13 protein-coding genes and 1 pseudogene are annotated in these 16,778 nt (G+C 64.6%); 6 read left to right on the forward strand and 8 right to left on the reverse strand.

All coding sequences use genetic code 11. The features are described from left to right. The first annotated feature begins 43 nt into the window (after positions 1-43). Positions 44-1,294, forward strand: coding sequence for a tyrosine--tRNA ligase (gene tyrS / locus V8352_RS14590; protein ID WP_336425027.1), 1,251 nt, complete (start codon positions 44-46; stop codon positions 1,292-1,294). 89 nt (positions 1,295-1,383) lie between these two features. On the opposite strand, the gene aroB is transcribed toward tyrS, so the two are convergent. Next, positions 1,384-2,496, reverse strand: a complete 1,113-nt coding sequence (gene aroB / locus V8352_RS14595) for a 3-dehydroquinate synthase (RefSeq protein WP_336425028.1) — start codon at positions 2,494-2,496, stop codon at positions 1,384-1,386. Then, positions 2,493-3,160 (reverse strand): annotated as a pseudogene (locus V8352_RS14600) (shikimate kinase). The gene aroB and the pseudogene V8352_RS14600 overlap by 4 nt, the downstream one beginning before the upstream one ends. 90 nt (positions 3,161-3,250) lie before the next feature. Here V8352_RS14600 and V8352_RS14605 point away from each other — a divergent pair. From V8352_RS14605 to V8352_RS14615, 3 genes are read left to right on the forward strand one after another with little or no spacing between them, the layout of a single operon-like run. Further along, positions 3,251-3,400: a hypothetical protein gene (locus V8352_RS14605; protein ID WP_336425029.1), complete on the forward strand. Its 150-nt coding sequence runs from the start codon at positions 3,251-3,253 to the stop codon at positions 3,398-3,400. Next, positions 3,390-4,982 (forward strand): hypothetical protein, encoded by a 1,593-nt coding sequence (locus V8352_RS14610; RefSeq protein WP_336425030.1) that lies wholly within the window; start codon positions 3,390-3,392, stop codon positions 4,980-4,982. The genes V8352_RS14605 and V8352_RS14610 overlap by 11 nt, the downstream gene beginning before the upstream one ends. Before the next feature lie 10 nt (positions 4,983-4,992). Beyond that, positions 4,993-5,964 (forward strand): tyrosine recombinase, encoded by a 972-nt coding sequence (locus V8352_RS14615; protein ID WP_336425041.1) that lies wholly within the window; start codon positions 4,993-4,995, stop codon positions 5,962-5,964. Between the two features lie 207 nt (positions 5,965-6,171). Here V8352_RS14615 and V8352_RS14620 read toward each other — a convergent pair whose 3' ends face one another. Beyond that, positions 6,172-6,297 (reverse strand): hypothetical protein, encoded by a 126-nt coding sequence (locus V8352_RS14620; RefSeq protein WP_336425031.1) that lies wholly within the window; start codon positions 6,295-6,297, stop codon positions 6,172-6,174. Between the two features lie 71 nt (positions 6,298-6,368). On the opposite strand from V8352_RS14620, the gene V8352_RS14625 reads away from it, so the two are divergent. Then, the gene (locus tag V8352_RS14625; RefSeq protein WP_336425032.1) at positions 6,369-7,676 is read left to right on the forward strand and encodes an HlyC/CorC family transporter; all 1,308 of its coding nucleotides are present in this window, start codon (positions 6,369-6,371) and stop codon (positions 7,674-7,676) included. A gap of 102 nt (positions 7,677-7,778) precedes the next feature. Here V8352_RS14625 and V8352_RS14630 read toward each other — a convergent pair whose 3' ends face one another. The 4 genes from V8352_RS14630 to V8352_RS14645 all read right to left on the reverse strand — a co-directional run bounded on the left by V8352_RS14630 (position 7,779) and on the right by V8352_RS14645 (position 12,853). After that, positions 7,779-9,116, reverse strand: coding sequence for a DUF2254 domain-containing protein (locus V8352_RS14630; protein WP_336425033.1), 1,338 nt, complete (start codon positions 9,114-9,116; stop codon positions 7,779-7,781). Positions 9,117-9,253: 137 nt separating this feature from the next. Further along, positions 9,254-10,618: a cytochrome P450 gene (locus V8352_RS14635; protein WP_336425034.1), complete on the reverse strand. Its 1,365-nt coding sequence runs from the start codon at positions 10,616-10,618 to the stop codon at positions 9,254-9,256. Next, on the reverse strand, positions 10,615-11,895 hold the full coding sequence (locus V8352_RS14640) for a hypothetical protein (RefSeq protein WP_336425035.1): 1,281 nt from the start codon (positions 11,893-11,895) through the stop codon (positions 10,615-10,617). Before V8352_RS14640 ends, V8352_RS14635 begins: the two co-directional genes overlap by 4 nt. Positions 11,896-12,097: 202 nt before the next feature. Then, a complete protein-coding gene (locus V8352_RS14645; protein WP_336425036.1) occupies positions 12,098-12,853 on the reverse strand; it encodes a cytochrome c biogenesis CcdA family protein in 756 nt (251 codons plus the stop codon). Positions 12,854-12,946: 93 nt separating this feature from the next. On the opposite strand from V8352_RS14645, the gene V8352_RS14650 reads away from it, so the two are divergent. After that, the gene (locus V8352_RS14650; RefSeq protein WP_336425042.1) at positions 12,947-13,168 is read left to right on the forward strand and encodes a sulfurtransferase TusA family protein; all 222 of its coding nucleotides are present in this window, start codon (positions 12,947-12,949) and stop codon (positions 13,166-13,168) included. A 160-nt stretch (positions 13,169-13,328) separates the two neighbouring features. Here the strand turns inward: V8352_RS14650 and V8352_RS14655 are convergent, their stop codons facing one another. After that, positions 13,329-16,220 (reverse strand): Rne/Rng family ribonuclease, encoded by a 2,892-nt coding sequence (locus tag V8352_RS14655; protein ID WP_336425037.1) that lies wholly within the window; start codon positions 16,218-16,220, stop codon positions 13,329-13,331. Between the last annotated feature and the right edge of the window lie 558 nt (positions 16,221-16,778).

Below are 16,778 nucleotides of genomic sequence, written 5' to 3' on the forward strand. Positions count from 1 at the left end.
GCGCACCTATACATGCCGCGCAAAGCAATCCGGGACAAGCGCCATGACCTACCATTCCAAATCCGAATTCCTCAACGTGATGGTCTCGCGCGGCTATCTGGCCGACTGCACCGACATGCAGGGTCTGGACGAGCGGCTGATGGCGGGCGTGATGCCCTGCTACATCGGCTATGACGCAACCGCGAAATCGCTGCATATCGGGCATCTGCTGAACATCATGATGCTGCGCTGGCTGCAAAAGACCGGCCACCAGCCTATCACGCTGATGGGCGGCGGCACGACGAAGGTGGGCGATCCCAGCTTTCGCGCGGATGAGCGGCCCTTGCTGACCGATGCCGTCATCAACGAGAACATCGACGGGATGCAGCAGGTCTTTGCGCAATACCTGACCTACGGGGACGGCGCGACCGACGCGATCATGGTCAACAATGCCGAATGGCTCGATGGTCTCAACTACCTCGAATTCCTGCGCGATATCGGGCGGCATTTCTCGGTCAACCGGATGCTGTCGTTCGAGAGCGTCAAGTCGCGCCTTGACCGCGAGCAGTCGCTGAGCTTTCTCGAGTTCAACTACATGATCCTGCAAGCCTATGATTTCCTTGAGCTGAACCGCCGCTATGGCTGTGCCTTGCAGATGGGCGGGTCGGACCAATGGGGCAATATTGTCAACGGGATCGACCTGACCCGGCGCGTGATCGAGGGCCATGTCTTTGGCCTGACCTCGCCGCTGCTGACCACATCGGACGGCAGGAAGATGGGCAAATCCGAGGGCGGCGCCATCTGGCTGAATGGCGAGATGTGCAGCCCCTACACGTTCTGGCAATTCTGGCGCAACACGACCGACGCCGATACCGGACGGTTCCTCAAGCTCTATACCGAGTTGCCCTTGGAGGAATGCGAGCGGCTGGGGGCACTTGGCGGGTCTGAGATCAACGAAGCCAAGGTGATTTTGGCCAATGAAGTCACGGGTCTACTGCACGGAGTTGACGCTGCACGCGCCGCCGAGGCGACAGCACGCGAGGTGTTCGAGAAGGGCGGCGTCGGGGACGATCTGCCGACCCTGGTGCTGAGTGCCGAGGAAGCAGGCGAAGGGGTGTCAGTGGTGCAACTGATCGTGCGCGCAGGGCTGGCCAAATCCGGCAAGGACGCCAAACGCCTGATCGCCGAGCAAGGCGCGCGGCTGAACGATGCGCCGCTGGAGGATGCGGGGCTGATGCTGAGTGCCGCGGACCTCGCCCAGCCGGTCAAGCTGAGCGCGGGCAAGAAGCGCCACGCGTTGGTGAAGCTGGGCTGAAACCTCTCATTCCTGCGCTTGGGCCGAGCGGGGGAATTCGAGTATTTTTGGAACAATGAAAGGGGGCGCTGCCCCCTTGTGCGCGCCGATCAGCGGGCGGCGAGCGCGTCTTCGAGGACCGAAAGAACCGCCTCGGGCGGCACGTCGGACGTGACGAATGCCTCGCCGATGTCGCGCGCGAGGATGAAGTGGAGGCGGCCGTCCTTCACCTTCTTGTCCTGGGCCATCAGCGCAAGGAGCGAGGGCGCATCCGGCAAATCACCTTTTATATCAGAGAGATCCACCTTCATCTTCATGTCCCTGAGATGGGCGCGGACACGACTGGGCGTCTCCTGAGGGCAAAGGCCGAGGCGCGCCGACAACTCGAACGCAAGTGCGCAGCCAATGGCCACGCCCTCGCCGTGCAGCAGGCGATCCGAATAGCCCGTCGCGGCCTCGAGCGCGTGGCAGAATGTGTGGCCGAGATTGAGCAGCGCGCGATCGCCCTGCTCGGTCTCGTCCCGCGCGACGATGTCGGCTTTCATCTGGACCGACCGGGAAACGGCGTGGATGCGCGCGCCCGTGTCGCCTGCGGCCATGTCAGGTGCATGTCCTTCGAGCCAGTCGAAGAACGCGGCATCCCCCAACATCCCATACTTTACGACTTCGCCATAACCTGCCAGAAAATCACGGCTTTTCAGCGTCGCAAGCAGATCGATATCAGCCAGAACGAGGCTGGGCTGGTGAAAGGCGCCGATCAGGTTCTTGCCCTTGGCCGAGTTTATGCCCGTCTTGCCGCCGACCGAGCTGTCGACCTGCGCCAGAAGGCTGGTGGGGATCTGCACGAAGCGCACACCGCGCCGCAGAATCGCGGCGGAAAAGCCGACCAGATCACCAATGACGCCGCCACCCAGCGCGATGACGACGTCATTGCGCTCGATCTGCGCGGCGAGGAGCCATTCTGTCACCCGCTCGAGTTGTGCCCAGCATTTCGTGGCCTCGCCCGGCGGCAGCGTCAGCGCGGTCATCTCGATGTCAGCGGCGGCTAGCCCCGCGCGCAGCGCATCCAGATGCAGTGCCCCCACGGCCTCGTCGGTGACCACAGCCACGCGAGGGCGGCGCAGCAGCGGCGCGACCAACTCGCCCGAGCGGGCCAGCAAGCCGGGGCCGACATGCACTTCATAAGCGCGGCTCCCCAGGGGGACGTGGATGATATTGCTCATGAAATTTCCAATATGCCGGGGCGCGTGGCCAATGCGTCGATCACGCGGGTGGTCATTTTCTCGATCGTGTAGCCGGGTTGGCTGACGACCTCGATATCGGCCTGCGCATAGATCGGCACCCGCGCCTCATAAAGCGCGCGCAGCGTGCCATAGGGATCGGAGGTGCGCAGCAAGGGCCGGGTGTCCTTGTTCTTGACCCGGCTCCAAAGGAGGGACAGATCGGCATTCAGCCAGACCGAAACGCCACGCTGCGAGATGATCTCGCGGTTGCGCGGCTGCAAGAAGGCGCCGCCCCCGGTGCTGAGCACGCAGGGCGCCGCCGACAGCAGCCGCGCGATCACCTCGGTCTCGCGCGAGCGAAAGAACGCCTCGCCGTCGCGCTCGAAGATTTCGGCGATGCTCATGGCGGCGGCGGTTTCGATTTCGGCGTCGGAATCGCGAAAGGGAACACCCAGGCGCGCGGCCANCGCTCGAAGATTTCGGCGATGCTCATGGCGGCGGCGGTTTCGATTTCGGCGTCGGAATCGCGAAAGGGAACACCCAGGCGCGCGGCCAGCGCCTTGCCGACCGCTGTCTTGCCCGCGCCCATCATGCCGACGAGGACGACTGTCCGGCCCAATGTCGCTGGCTTTTTGCCCGCCAATTTCGGCACTCCCCCGCCCATTGATTGCAATTGGGCATTGAATGACGTGATCTTGCGGCAAAGGCCAGTTATAAGTTGGCCAAGACGGATCAAACCGCAGGCAGGCATATCGTGTTCAGACTTATCAAGTGGTTGTTTTACCTTGCCATACTCGGCTTTGTCGGGTTGGTGGGCTATGCCTATATCGGTCCCTTCTTTGGCGCCGATTTCACGCCCGCCGCCAGTGAGATTCGTCAGGACATCCTGTTAGATGCGCAGTGAGGCCAGATGCGCCGCCGCGATTGCGCTGGCGCTGATACCGGGCGCGCTGCCGGCGCAGGACGCCGAGCGTCCCTTGTCCGCGATAGACTGGCTGGATCAGGTGGACAGGGATCAAACGGACACGTCTGGGCCAGACTGGTCTCGGGGCCTGCCCGGCAGCGGTTTTCGCCCTGACCTGAGCGAGCCGCCTGTCGCAGGGCAAGTCAGTATTCCCGAGGTCGAGATGACACCGCTGGGCGAGGCGACCAGCGGCGCCGTCGGCCTCTTGCCCCCCTCCGTCACCGGCCTGCCCGCCAGCCTCTGGTCTGGCAGCGAGGCGGCCCGGCTCACCCGGCTATGGCAACGTGCGGGCCAGCAGCCGCCCCCGGCAATCGCCGCGCTTTATCACACGCTCCTCTTGGCCGAGGCCGAGCCTCCGACCGGCGCAGAGGGGGCCTATCTGCGCACGCGAGTAGACATGCTGCGCCGGTTCGGCGCGGTAGAGCCTGCGCTGGAACTCCTGGACCGCGCCGGAACGGACACACCCGAAACCTTTCCCGCTTGGTTCGATCTGGCGTTGCTCGTCGGCGCCGAGACCGAAGCCTGCACCGCCTTGCAAAGCACCCCCGGCCTGATGAGCGATGATGCAGCGCGCATCTACTGTGCCGTTCTGAGCGGCGACTGGCCCACCGCGGCGCTGATGTATGACACTGGCGCCGCGCTTGGCATTCTCAAGGGGACAGAGGCCGCGCTGCTGGAACAATTCCTTGACCCGGAAATGGCCGAAGAGGCCGATCCCCCCATCCCCAGCGCCACGCCCTCGCCATTGGAGTTTCGCCTGTTCGAGGCGATCGGTTCCCCCCTTTCAACGCGCAGCCTGCCGCTGGCCTTTGCCATGGCCGACCTGCGCGGCACCGTCGGCTGGAAGGCCGAGATCGAGGCTGCCGAGCGGTTGACGCGGGCGGGCGCGCTGGCACCAGGGCGTCTGATGGGGCTTTACACCCGGCAGGATGCCTCGGCCTCGGGCGGGGTATGGGAGCGTGTCAGCGCTGTGCAGGCCCTTGACGAGGCGCTGTCGCGCAGCGATGCCGAGGCGGCAGGTGCCGCGCTGGACAAGGCGTGGCCGCTGATGCGCGGCGAAGGGCTGGCAGTGCCATTCGCTCAGCTTTTTGCCGAGCGTCTGGACGCAGACGCCGTGCCACCGCGCTTGCGCGGGCTGGTGTTTCGCCTTGCGCTGCTGACGCCAGATTACGAGGCGGCGGCGCCCGGCGCCCCCGGCACGACCGGGGCGCAGTTCCTTGCCGGGCTGGCACAGGGCCGCCCGGACACAGCACTGGCCAGTGGTCCGGCGCAAAGCATGATTGCCACCGCCTTGGCCCGGCCGCCCGGATCCGCCGCGCCAGAGGCTTTGCCGGAGCATGCCGCGCTGATCGAGGCGGGCCGACTTGGCGAGGCGATCCTGTCGGCCGCCCTGCAATTTGATCGCGCGGACGGCGATCCGGGGGAAATGGCAGGCGCGCTGCGCACGCTCCGCGCCGTTGGCCTTGAAGATGTCGCACGGCGCGCGGCCCTTCAGGCGTTGATCCTTGGCGCCGAGATATGAGACCTCTGCGATGACCACCTCGGGCCAGTGGTGTGCCGCCTTTCTGGAGGCACAGGCAGCCGAGCAAGGTGCGGCGCGCAACACGCTTGAGGCCTACGCCCGCGATCTGGCCGATTTCACCGCTTGGCTGGCGCATCGCAACCTGGCACCGGATACGGCCACCCAAGACGACATCGAGCGCTATCTCGTTGATCTGGAGGCACAGGGGCTGGCCAGATCCACCCGCGCGCGGCGCCTCTCGGCAGTCAAGCAGCTTTACCGCTTCGCGTTTGAGGACCGTCTGCGCAGCGATAATCCCGCGATGCGCATCAAGGGGCCGGGCCGCGATGCGCGCCTGCCCAAGACGCTGAGCGAAGAAGAGGTCGACCGCCTGCTGGCCGCAGCCCGCACGGCCGGGCGCAGCGCGCGCGACCGCTGCCGAAACACATGCCTGATGGAGCTGCTCTATGCCACGGGCATGCGCGTGAGCGAGCTTGTCTCCCTGCCGATTGCTGCGGCGCGGGGCAATCCGCAGATGCTGATGATCCGAGGCAAGGGCGGCAAGGAACGGATGGTGCCCCTCTCGCCCCCTGCCCGCGCGGCGCTGGAGGCATGGCTGGCAATGCTGGACGCGCAGGCCGAACGGGACCGCGAAAAGGGCAAGGCGCCCTCGCCCAATCTCTTTGCCTCCTCGGGCAAGGCCGGGCACCTGACGCGACATCGGTTCTACGTGCTGATCAAGGAGCTGGCGGTGGCAGGCGGCGTCAGCCCGGCTGCGGTCACGCCGCATACCCTGCGCCATGCCTTTGCGACGCACCTGCTGGCCAATGGGGCCGATCTGATGGCGATTCAGGCGCTCTTGGGGCATGCGGATGTCGCCACGACCGAGATCTATACCCATGTGCTGGACGCACGCCTTCAGGCGCTGGTGCTGGAGCATCACTCCCTGTCGGAGAGCGCCACGCGCAAATCATCCGGCAGCACATCCTCGGACGGCCAATAACCCGTGCCTAGCGCCGCATCATAGCCTTGAGTCAGCCCGGCGGCGATCATATCGGCGCGCGCCGCACCGTATCATACTCCAGCGCCCCCGGCGAGGTGCGCATAGCGTGTCGCCGGGGCACCATCATGTGACGGCATCCCGATGACGCCCGCATCGCTGCCGGGCCAGATGAAGCGCCAGATCGTGCACGCCCACGTGGAAGACCGCCTAGCGTGCGCCATGATGCCGCAAGACCGCCATGTGCAGCAGCCCTTCCAGTGCCTGCAAATTCGAATAAGGGCCGCCAAACAGCAGCAGAGGGCCATCAAGCGTGCCGCGGTCAATCCAATTCATCTGCCATGATCCCTTGATCGCCGGCGCATCGCGCCCCATAACCCGTGTTGCACAAAAGGACCCAAAGACCAATGGACGCGATAAACACGACCTTCGACGCCGCCTTCTGGATCACCTCGCTGGCGATCCTTGCGCTTCTGGTGATGTCGGGCCTGTTTTCGGGCAGCGAAACAGCGCTGACGGCCGCATCCCGGGGCAAATTGCGCTCCCGCGCAGACAAGGGCGACAAGGGGGCCGAACGCGCCTTGGCCATTACCGAAGATAACGAGCGGCTGATCGGCAGCGTCCTTCTGGGCAACAACCTTGTCAATATCCTGGCCACGTCGCTGGCCACCGCGCTTTTCACCGGGCTTTTCGGGGAATCGGGCGTCGCGCTGGCAACACTGGTGATGACGCTCCTCGTTCTCATCTTTGCCGAGGTGCTGCCCAAGACCTATGCCATCACCAATGCAGAGGCCGCCGCGAGCCGCGTGGCCCCGGCAATCACCATTGTCATCCGGGTCTTTTCGCCTGTGGTCTATGCGGTGCGCGTGCTGGTGCGCCTGATCCTGCGCCTCGTCGGGGTCAAGACCGACCCCGATGGCCAAATCCTGGCCGTGCGCGAAGAGATCGCAGGCGCGCTCTATCTGGGCCATTCCGAGGGCGTGGTCGAGAAAGAGGACCGCGACCGCATCCTTGGCGCGCTGGATCTGGGCGAACGAGCGGTCGAGGAGATCATGCGCCACCGCAGCCAGATCGAGATGATCGATGCGGGCCTCGAGCCGGTTGCCATTCTGGATCAATGCCTGAAATCGCCCCATACCCGCCTGCCCGTCTATAAGGACGACCCCGACAACATCATCGGCATCGTTCACGCCAAGGATCTCTTGCGCGCGATGCACAAGCTGGCCCTCGGCGATGGCGGCAGCACCGATGCCTGGCGCACCTTCGACATCACCTCGGTCGTGATGAAGCCCTACTTCGTGCCCGAGACGACGACGCTGGACGATCAGATGCGCCAGTTTCTCAGGATGCGGACGCATTTCGCACTGGTGGTGGATGAATACGGCTCGCTTCAGGGGCTGATCACGCTCGAGGATATCCTGGAGGAGATCGTGGGCGAGATCACCGATGAGTTCGACATCGATTCCGAGCATCCGATCCGCCGCAGCGAGGACAACCAATATCTCGTAGATGGCGCGACGACGATCCGCGATCTGAACCGCGCGACCGACTGGTCCCTGCCTGACGACGCCGCCAACACCATCGCGGGCCTCGTCATCCATGAGGCGCAGATGATCCCCAAGGTGAACCAGGTGTTCAACTTCCATGGCTTTCGTTTCGAAGTGCTGGCGCGCAAGGACAACCGCATCACGCGGCTGAAGATCGGCAAGCTCTGAGGCAGGTCAGCGCACGGGTTTCCTTCTCCGCCCGTTACACGGGCGCAGCGCTAGGGGCGCGGCGGCCTGATGAAGTGGCGGCGCCTCGCAAGCGCGCGCCGATCAGCTCTGGGTCACGCTCCGGTGCAGTCGCTCGCTCACGCTGGCCAGCAGGCGGGTGCGGTCGGGCTCGAACTCCATCGCCTCGAGGGCGCGGCGCAGCGCCAGCTCGGCAAAATCAAACGCGGCGCTCTGCAAGCGCTCGTCGGGGTGGCGCATCAGCCCGGAGAGCGTCGCCTGCAGGCGATGCTGCACCTCGAAAAGATGCGCGCCATCGCGCAGCAAGGCGCCAAATCCATCATCCAGAAGGTCATCGGGCGACAGAGGCGGCACCCACAGGCGGTCCAGTTTGGGGCCTTTGCCCTCCTCGCCGCTGTCCGTCTCGCCATCATCGTGGGAGTCGCGCCGCGTGTCGTGGCTCGAGTAACTCGAAAGGATGCGGCCAACGCGCGTGATGACGTCAATCGCCGTGCCGGGATCGTTGATGCCCGGCGACAGCGCCTTTGATGCAATCTCCCCCATGACGACGAGGCCAAAGCGAGGGTCCTGATCATAGTCGCGCAAATCGCTGACGTTGATGTGGCCCCGCACCAGCGACAGGAATTCATCGCGATCCTCGTCTTTGACATCCCCCACAAGCCAGCCAAGAGGCTCGTGCAGGAACACGAAAGAGCCAATCTCGCGCGGCAGATAGAGCAAGACGTCATAGCGCTCGGCTACGGCATTCAGACCCTCGGGGTAGATATGCTGGATGTATCCGCTTTGGTCCGCCTTGATGGGCTGCGCGTCTTCGGGCACGTCCCCCGTCAGCGGATTGGCCCCAAGGCAGGGTGTGCGCAACCGTTCCTGAAAGCGTTCCTTGGTGATGCCCTCGACCTGCCGCGTGGTGTGCAGGAGGCTGCCAAATGTTTGCAGGTGCAGCATCCAGCGCACCAGCGACCACACGACAAAGGCCAACACGGCCACGGTCAGCCAGAAAAGCACCAGCGCGTGATCGTCGCCAAAGACGCCCATTTCCCGCAGGATGATCGCGACCAGCGCATAGACATAGGTGCCGATGAACGCGGCCAGCGTCTTTTGCGTGCGGCTGTCCCTCATGATCAGGCGATGGACCCGCGGGGTCCACTGCGAGGCCGAGCTGCGATAGACCGACACCATGACTGTCATCGAAAAGATCGTGACCGAGAGCATCGCGCTGGAGATGATGTCCAGCAGCCTGTCCGCCGCCTCGCCGGAAACGCGCGACATGATCGGCTCGGGCACGAAGAGCTCGACCAACTGCGTGAGGCCCAGCGACAGGATCGACAAGAAGCCCATCGCGAGGACGCGCACCCAGAGTTTCTGGGAATAAGCGTGCGCCTTGCGCCAGAGCGTCGAGGGGATCAACAGGATATTGTTCATAGCTCGCCAATACCTCGCCCGCCCGAAATGTTCCACTGTTTATGGCGCGGGATGCGCCACGCATCCGCAACCACACCACGCTCCGGCCCTTGTGGGCACTGCTCCAACGGCGCAGCCGCGCAGTTGCCCCGCACGCCTCAGCGCGGCGTGATCCGCAGCCAGATACCGTCCTTGCCGCGCACCGTCAGATGCGCGACCGGCATTGCAGGGCGCTCTGGCACGATATCAAAACGATAGCGGCGGACCAGCATCGCCAGCAACAGAACGCCTTCGATCATCGCAAAACCCGCGCCGGGGCAAACGCGCTGACCGGCGGAGAAAGGGATGAACGCCTCGCGCAGGCACTGGCGGCCCGCCTCGGTGGCGTATCGCTCGGGCTTGAACTCATCGGGCGCATCCCAGATACGCTCGTGCCGGTGTAGGTGCCAAGGGCTCAGCACGATCTGGCTGCCGGGCGCGACGCTGCGGTCCCGGAACGTCTCGGGGCAGCGCGCCTCGCGCACCATCATCGGCACCGGAGGATAGAGGCGCAAGGTCTCGCGAAAGACATCGCGCGTGAGGCCAAGCTTTGACATGTGCGAAAACTGCGGAGCACCGTCGCCAAAGACGGCCTGCCCCTCGGCCGCGACACGGTCCTGCCATTCAGGATAAAGCGCCAGAAGGTAGAGCGCCCAGCCAAGCGCCGAGGCGCTGGTTTCATGCCCGGCAAGGAAAAAGATGGCGACCTGATCGACCATCTCCTCGGTGTCAAAGCCCTTGCCCGTCTCGGGGTCGGGCGTGGTGATGATCTTGGTCGCCAAATCTGCGGGTGCGGTGCCTTGGCGCACGGCCGCCATCCGGGCCGAGGTCAGCTGCCGGATGAGACCGCGGATCACCTTTGCCGTGCGGCGCGTGGCGCGGTGATGTGGGCGCGGCATCCATCTTGGCAGCGGGATCAGCGCGGCAAGGTTGACCACCGGCTGCGTGCGCTGATGCGCGCGAAACTCTTCAAAGACGCGGGCCGCCACCTCGTTTTCGATCGGGATGGAAAAGAGCGTGCGAAAGATCACATCGGCGGCGGCGTGGCTTGCCTCGCCCTCGATGTCTCGGGGGGTGCCATCAGCAAGGGCACCAAGGCGGCGCACCGCACTTTCTCCGGCCTCCAGCATCGCCGGAAAGACATGGCGCAGGCGCCCACCCTCGAAGGCGGGGTCGATGATGCGGCGCTGCCGCTTCCACACGTCGCCGTTGGTGACAAACACCGAATTGCCCAAAAGCGGCGTCAGCCCCTCGCGCACGCGGTCCGATTTGGGAAAATCATCAGGCCGCCCCTTGAGCACGAGATTCACCAGATCGGGCTGATTGCACAGGTATGAGCGAAAGAAGGGCGTGCGGAACTCGGCCATCCATGCGCGGTAGAGCCGCGCGGGCTGGGCCGAGAGAATGTCGGCGCGAAAGAGCCGCAGATACCGCCAAAGCGATACGCGGCCAACGCGCGCAGGGGGCTTGGGCGGCAGGGTCACGGGGCGATACTGGTGAATTTGTTGACCGGCGCCACGATCCGGCTGGCCGAGGGCGCGCGCCCTTCAAAGCGTTGCGCAAGCGTTTGGGGGCCGGCGGTGATGCGGAAATAGTCGTATTGGCCGGGCCGGTCAAAAGCGCAGAGATATTGGAAATGCAGGCGAAAGAACTTCCACCTGAGCGTGCGCCATCGCGCCGGGCTAAGGGTCTGGGTAAAGGCCGCCGACAGGACCAGCGGCCAACGGCGGCGCGGCGGCGCGACGCCCGACACCGCCACCGGATCGCAGAGCGCGAAGGCGCAGCCATCGCCCGGCGCGGTTACATCCACCCACGTCAGCGCCCGCGCGGTGCTGAGAAAGGCCAGATCCGCGCGCAGGCGGTGCGCGCCGGGCAAGAAGGACACCATCGGCACCACCTGCCCCAGCGACAGGAAGGCCAGCGCAGGCCCACCCGGCGGCACGCGGCCCGCGCGGATCAGATCCGCGAGGATCGACACGCCCAAATGCGCGCCCGAGGAGTGACCCACGACCAGCACCTCGTCCACATCCTGCGTCAGCGCCTCGGCAATCTCATCCGCGAATTCCGCCATGCGCGCCTCGAGCGGCGGGGGATTGGCCCCGCCATAGCGCGCGGCATAGGCGTAATCATGCATGAGGTAATATGCATAGAACCTGCCATCGCGCGCCTTGAACCACCTGAGGATCGCATAGGCCGCGCCTGCCCCTGTCAGCGCCCCCAGCAAAGCCCCAAGCGCGCCCGGAAGCACGGCCACGCCCGCAATGGCGACGACGGCGCGGGCCAGCATATAGCCTGCGCCAAGGGCAATCGCCGCCTGCAAGATCAAGAACCCCACCGGGTAGAGCGCGGCGATGATCGGCCCCTTGCGCAGCCGCATGAGGCGAAAGAGCGCGCCACTGCCGATATAGGCCCAGGCGGTGCGGACAAGTTGAAGATAAGTAGCGGCGATCGTATGGCTCATCGAGGCGCGCACGATATCGGACCAGACCAGCACATCGATCTCGGCGGCCACCTCGCCCCCCTCGATCCGGCCTGCGACGCTCCAACCATAGCGCGCGCCGGGGCGCGAGGCGCGGGCGCTGAGCGTGACCTCATAGCCCGAAATGCCCGCCTGATCCGCGCCCTCCTTGCGATAAAGCTCGCGGTAGCGGCGCGGGTGGATCGGATCATAACCGGGAATGTAGAAGACACGGCGCCGCGTCACACGCGGCGCATCCGCCGGGCGGCTGATTGGGGCAGGCTGGCGGTCTGTGCGCGTCATGGGCTTGGTCATGGGCTGGTCCGGGTCTGGCCATTTGTGCATAACGCTAGGCCATGATCGGGGCAAGAGTAAGGCCGCACAGCCCCCGTGAAACGCCACGACTTCACCCAGTGACATCAGCCAGATAAGCGGTGCGCGCACCCTTTTTATTGGGCACAGCGCTATGCCCCGAGGCTGTTAGCCAAGGTGTCGCCCGAAAGATCTAGCCGAGGACGGCAAGCGCCGGAAACGTCTCAAGCAGCCAGAAGGCGAAGGCGGAAAAACCGCCCGTGACCATCATCAGTCCGATGGTCCACAAAAGCAGGCCCATGATCTTCTCGATGCGCGCCATGTGGCGCTTCATCCAGCCCATGACGCCGGTGAGGCGCGGCAGGAATGCGGCGACTAGGATGAAGGGTACGCCCAAACCGATGGCATAGACGGCCAGAAGAGCCGTGCCGCGCGCCACCGATGCCTCGCTTGCCGCCAGCGACAGGATCGCGCCCAGCTGCGGGCCGATGCAGGGTGTCCACCCGAAGGCGAACGCGAGACCCAGGATATAGGCGCCAAAGGCGCTGCCGCCTTGGTCACCCGCATCCATGCGCATCTCGCGGTCCAGAAAACCAATGCGGATGATACCCAGAAAATGCAGGCCAAACCCCATGACCAGAACGCCCGCGATGCTGCTGAGCGTCGATTGGTACTGCAAGAACGCAAGCCCGAGCGCAGAGGCCGCCGCGCCAAGGAGCAAGAAGATGGTCGAAAGCCCCAGCACAAAGAATAGCGCGGGCACGATGGCGCGGCGCCGATGCACGCCGCCCTCTTGCGTCAGGTCCGGCAGGGTCACGCCGCTCATGTAGGCCAGGTAGGGCGGCACGATGGGCAGCACGCACGGACTGAGGAAGGACAGCGTCCCGGCCATCAGCGCCACGATCATCGCGGGAATGAGGCCCGCATCCATGATTTCGATTCCAAACATATGCGTGGCTTAGCCTATAGCCTGGGCGGCGTCACGCGGCAGCTTGTCACAAGTTTGTGGACAGCCTGCGCGGTGCGCGATACCCCATGCACCATGGACGAAATCGACGCCATTGGCCTTCTGTGCCCCCTGCCCGTGCTCAAGCTGCGCAAGCGGCTCGCAAGGCTTGCCGTGGGCGATGTCTTGCGCCTTCATTGTGATGATCCGGCTGCCGCGATCGACGTGCCGCATTTCTGCGCCGAGGCTGGCCATGCGCTGATTGCGGTCGAGGATGAAGACGGGCGCGCTGTCTATACGGTGCGCAAGGGCGGCTGACCGGGCTTTCGAGTATTTCAAGAACAGTGAAATGACAGGATAAGCACATATGGCTTGTGCGAAAGGCGCGGCTTTTGCGAGCCGCGCCTTTTTCATTTTCAGCATGCGGGCTAAGGGCGCGGCAGGCAGGAAAGACCCTGCCTGCCGCATCCTTGCGTGTTTAGCGACCCAGCGACCACCAACCCTTACGCTTGGGCTTGGCCTCGTCGGTGCTGGCCTCTGCTTCGTCACGGGGCGCCTCCGTCGCGGCGGCGGCGGGCTGCACGGCGGGCTCGGGGGCCTTCTTGGGTGCGGCTTGCGGCACAGGCTCGGGCGCTTGCTGAGGCTCGGCTTGAGCTTCAGGTTGCGGCTCTGGCGTGGCTTCGGAGGCGGGCGCAGCAACGGGCGGTGCAGCCGCTTCGGGTGCGATATCGGCAACCGGCTGAGCGGTGTCGGTACTAGTCTCCGTGCCAGCCCCTGCGCCAGCCCCTGCGTCGGCCTTCTTGGCACGCGGCTTGCGCACGCGTTTGGGCTTGGGCGCCTCCTCGGTGGCCTCGGCCGGGGGGGCTTCCGGCGCGGTCTCTGGCGTGGTCTCTGCCGCAGCAGTGTCGACCTTCCTCGCGCGCGGCTTGCGGGTGCGCTTGGGCTTGGCCGCCTCCTCGACAGGTGCGCCATCCGTTGCGGGTGCGTCCGGGGCTTGGCTGCTGCCCTCTGCTTGGGCCTCATCTGCCGCACCCTCTGTCGTGGCGACGGGTTTGGCACTGCGGCTGCGCGAGCGGGATCTGGAGCGACCGCCGCCTTGGGCTACAGGCTCGCCTGCATCTTCGGTGCTAACGTCATCGCCATTGGCCTCATCACCGTTGCCGTTCTCGCCATTACCGTTCTCGCCATCTTCGCGCGATCTGGACGACTTGCTCCGGCGCCGGCGGCGGCGGCGCTTCTTGGGTTTGCCGTCCTCGTCCTCACCATTGCTCTCATCGCCATCGCTGCGGCGGCTCTGCTGGCGCGGCTCTTCCTCAGGCTCGTCCTCATCCGAAGGCAGCTCGTCCGGCTCCATCTCGGTCTCGCTGTCGATATCATCCATCAGCGAGCTGTCGACCGACACGACACGCAGCACCTGTTCGGGCACGGCGCGGGTGGCTGTCTTGAACTTCTCCAACGCAAAATCGGGGCTGATGAGCGACGGATCGCCCTCGATACGCACCGACAGGCCATAGCGAACCTCGATCTGTGCGATATGCTCGCGCTTTTGATTCATCAGGAAGTTGGCGATGCCCACGGGGGCGCGCACCAGCACCTCGAGCGAACGGCCCTTGGTGCCCTCTTCCTCGATCTGGCGAAGGATATTCAGCGCAAGGTTGTCGTCAGAGCGGATGAGGCCGGTGCCATGGCACGAGGGGCATGGCTGTGTCGTCGCCTCGATCATGCCGGGGCGCAGGCGCTGGCGGCTCATCTCCATCAGGCCAAAACCCGAGATGCGGCTGACCTGAATGCGCGCGCGATCGGTTTTCAGCTTGTCCTTCATGCGCTTTTCGACGGCGGCGTTGTTCTTGCGCTCGTCCATGTCGATGAAGTCGATGACGATCAGGCCCGCCAGATCGCGCAGGCGCAGCTGGCGCGCCACCTCTTCGGCGGCCTCGAGGTTGGTCTTGGTCGCGGTTTCCTCGATCGAGCCTTCCTTGGTGGCGCGGCCCGAGTTCACGTCGATGGCCACGAGCGCCTCGGTCACGCCGATCACGATGTAGCCACCCGATTTCAGCTGAACTGTCGGATTGAACATCGAATTGAGATAGGATTCCACTTGGAAGCGCGCGAAGAGAGGCATCGTGTCGATGTAATTCTTAACGTTCTTGGCATGGGACGGCATGATCATCTTCATGAAGTCCTTGGCGATGCGGTAGCCGCGCTCGCCTTCGACCAGAACCTCGTCGATATCGCGATTGTAGAGGTCACGAATCGAACGTTTGATCAGATCGCCCTCTTCATAGATCTTGGCGGGCGCGATGGATTTGAGCGTCAGCTCGCGGATCTGCTCCCACATGCGCTGAAGATACTCGTAGTCGCGCTTGATCTCGGATTTGGTGCGCTTGGCACCGGCGGTGCGCACGATCAGGCCCGCGCCGCGCGGCACGTCGATCTCGGTCGCGATTTCCTTGAGCTTCTTGCGATCGACGGCGTTGGTGATCTTGCGGCTGATGCCGCCACCGCGTGCGGTGTTGGGCATCAGGACACAGTAGCGCCCGGCGAGCGACAGGTAGGTGGTCAGCGCCGCACCCTTGTTGCCGCGCTCTTCCTTGACGACCTGCACCAGAAGGATCTGGCGCACCTTGATGACTTCCTGGATCTTGTATTTGCGCGGACGCGGCTTGCGCGGCGGGCGGATGTCATCCTGACTGTCCTCATCGGCGACCGTCTCGATGCCTTCATCCTTGTCGGCGGCATCGGCCGTATCATCGCCATCGTCGCTCTCGGTGTCCTTGGCCCGGCCCCGGCGCGACCGCGTGCGGCGCGGTTTCGGCTTGGCCGCACCGTCGTCGTCCTCGCTTGCGCTGCCGCTATCGCCATTGGGCTCTTCGACGGGCGTCTCGGCGACGCGCTCCATCGGGGAGGAGCCTTCCTCGTCGTCGTCGCCCTCGTCCAGATCAATCGTTTCCATGCCCGACACGTCGCCGGTCGTGACCGCGTCGCCATCATCCGAGCGTGCCGCCCGCGAACGGCCACGTCCGCCGCGCGAGCGGCTGGCAGGTTTGGCGCGCTCTTCTTCCTCGGCGGCCTGCGCCTCGGCATGAGCGTGTTCTTCCTCCATCAGGGCCTCACGGTCCGCGACGGGGATCTGATAATAATCAGGATGGATTTCAGAGAACGCCAGAAAACCGTGGCGATTTCCGCCGTAGTCGATGAAGGCCGCCTGAAGGGACGGCTCGACCCGAGTTACCTTGGCGAGATAGATGTTTCCGGCGAGTTGCCGTTTGTTCTCAGATTCAAAATCGAATTCCTCAACCTTGTTTCCGTCGACCACCACGACCCGAGTCTCCTCGGCGTGGGTGGCATCGATAAGCATTTTTTTGGCCATTTTGTCCGTTCGCACCCACGCTTGCGCAGCTGCCCTGGTGGGGCGGCGGCGTGACGGGGATGTCTGATTATGGCGATGTCAGGCACGCAAACGGGGGCGCCATGGCGGCCCCCGGGAGGTGATTTATCCTGTGTTGCGCGCGTCATCGCGTTTCTTCTCCGGCGCCGTTTTGAGGCGCCCATGATGTATCCGGTGCGTTCCCGAAGGTGCGGCCCGGCGTTTGTGCGGCCCTTTTTTCAAATGGCCTGATCGGTCTGCGCGAACGTGCCGGCGTTTTGGCCTACACGCGTGTTCGACGCAGCGAAACTCAAGCGGAGAGCGCGTTTTTCAGCGCATGTTCCACTTTGTTACACTAAAGCCCCAAGGGCCTTAATGACAATGGGCAAAATGGCGCGGCCGCGAATGTGGCGCAGAGCGGCGCCTACGAGAGAGGCACGATTGCGATACAACTAGGCTCTGGACCCATTGATTTCATTCTAGCGGCGTGATTCACCGTCCGAAAATGGAGCGGTGATATGTCTGATCTTTTCTGGCTGACAGATGCGCAAATGGCGCGTC

Origin of the sequence: Roseovarius sp. D0-M9, from assembly GCF_037083805.1 — a bacterium.
In the GTDB taxonomy this organism is placed as follows: domain Bacteria; phylum Pseudomonadota; class Alphaproteobacteria; order Rhodobacterales; family Rhodobacteraceae; genus Roseovarius.

What these genes read in the sequence shown, in the direction of transcription:
- tyrS (WP_336425027.1), top strand. Translation starts at nt 44, where the DNA reads ATGACCTACCATTCCAAATCCGAATTCCTCAACGTGATGGTCTCGCGC.
- aroB (WP_336425028.1), bottom strand. Translation starts at nt 2,496, where the DNA reads ATGAGCAATATCATCCACGTCCCCCTGGGGAGCCGCGCTTATGAAGTG.
- V8352_RS14610 (WP_336425030.1), top strand. Translation starts at nt 3,390, where the DNA reads ATGCGCAGTGAGGCCAGATGCGCCGCCGCGATTGCGCTGGCGCTGATA.
- V8352_RS14615 (WP_336425041.1), top strand. Translation starts at nt 4,993, where the DNA reads ATGACCACCTCGGGCCAGTGGTGTGCCGCCTTTCTGGAGGCACAGGCA.
- V8352_RS14620 (WP_336425031.1), bottom strand. Translation starts at nt 6,297, where the DNA reads ATGAATTGGATTGACCGCGGCACGCTTGATGGCCCTCTGCTGCTGTTT.
- V8352_RS14625 (WP_336425032.1), top strand. Translation starts at nt 6,369, where the DNA reads ATGGACGCGATAAACACGACCTTCGACGCCGCCTTCTGGATCACCTCG.
- V8352_RS14630 (WP_336425033.1), bottom strand. Translation starts at nt 9,116, where the DNA reads ATGAACAATATCCTGTTGATCCCCTCGACGCTCTGGCGCAAGGCGCAC.
- V8352_RS14640 (WP_336425035.1), bottom strand. Translation starts at nt 11,895, where the DNA reads ATGACGCGCACAGACCGCCAGCCTGCCCCAATCAGCCGCCCGGCGGAT.
- V8352_RS14645 (WP_336425036.1), bottom strand. Translation starts at nt 12,853, where the DNA reads ATGTTTGGAATCGAAATCATGGATGCGGGCCTCATTCCCGCGATGATC.
- V8352_RS14650 (WP_336425042.1), top strand. Translation starts at nt 12,947, where the DNA reads ATGGACGAAATCGACGCCATTGGCCTTCTGTGCCCCCTGCCCGTGCTC.
- V8352_RS14655 (WP_336425037.1), bottom strand. Translation starts at nt 16,220, where the DNA reads ATGGCCAAAAAAATGCTTATCGATGCCACCCACGCCGAGGAGACTCGG.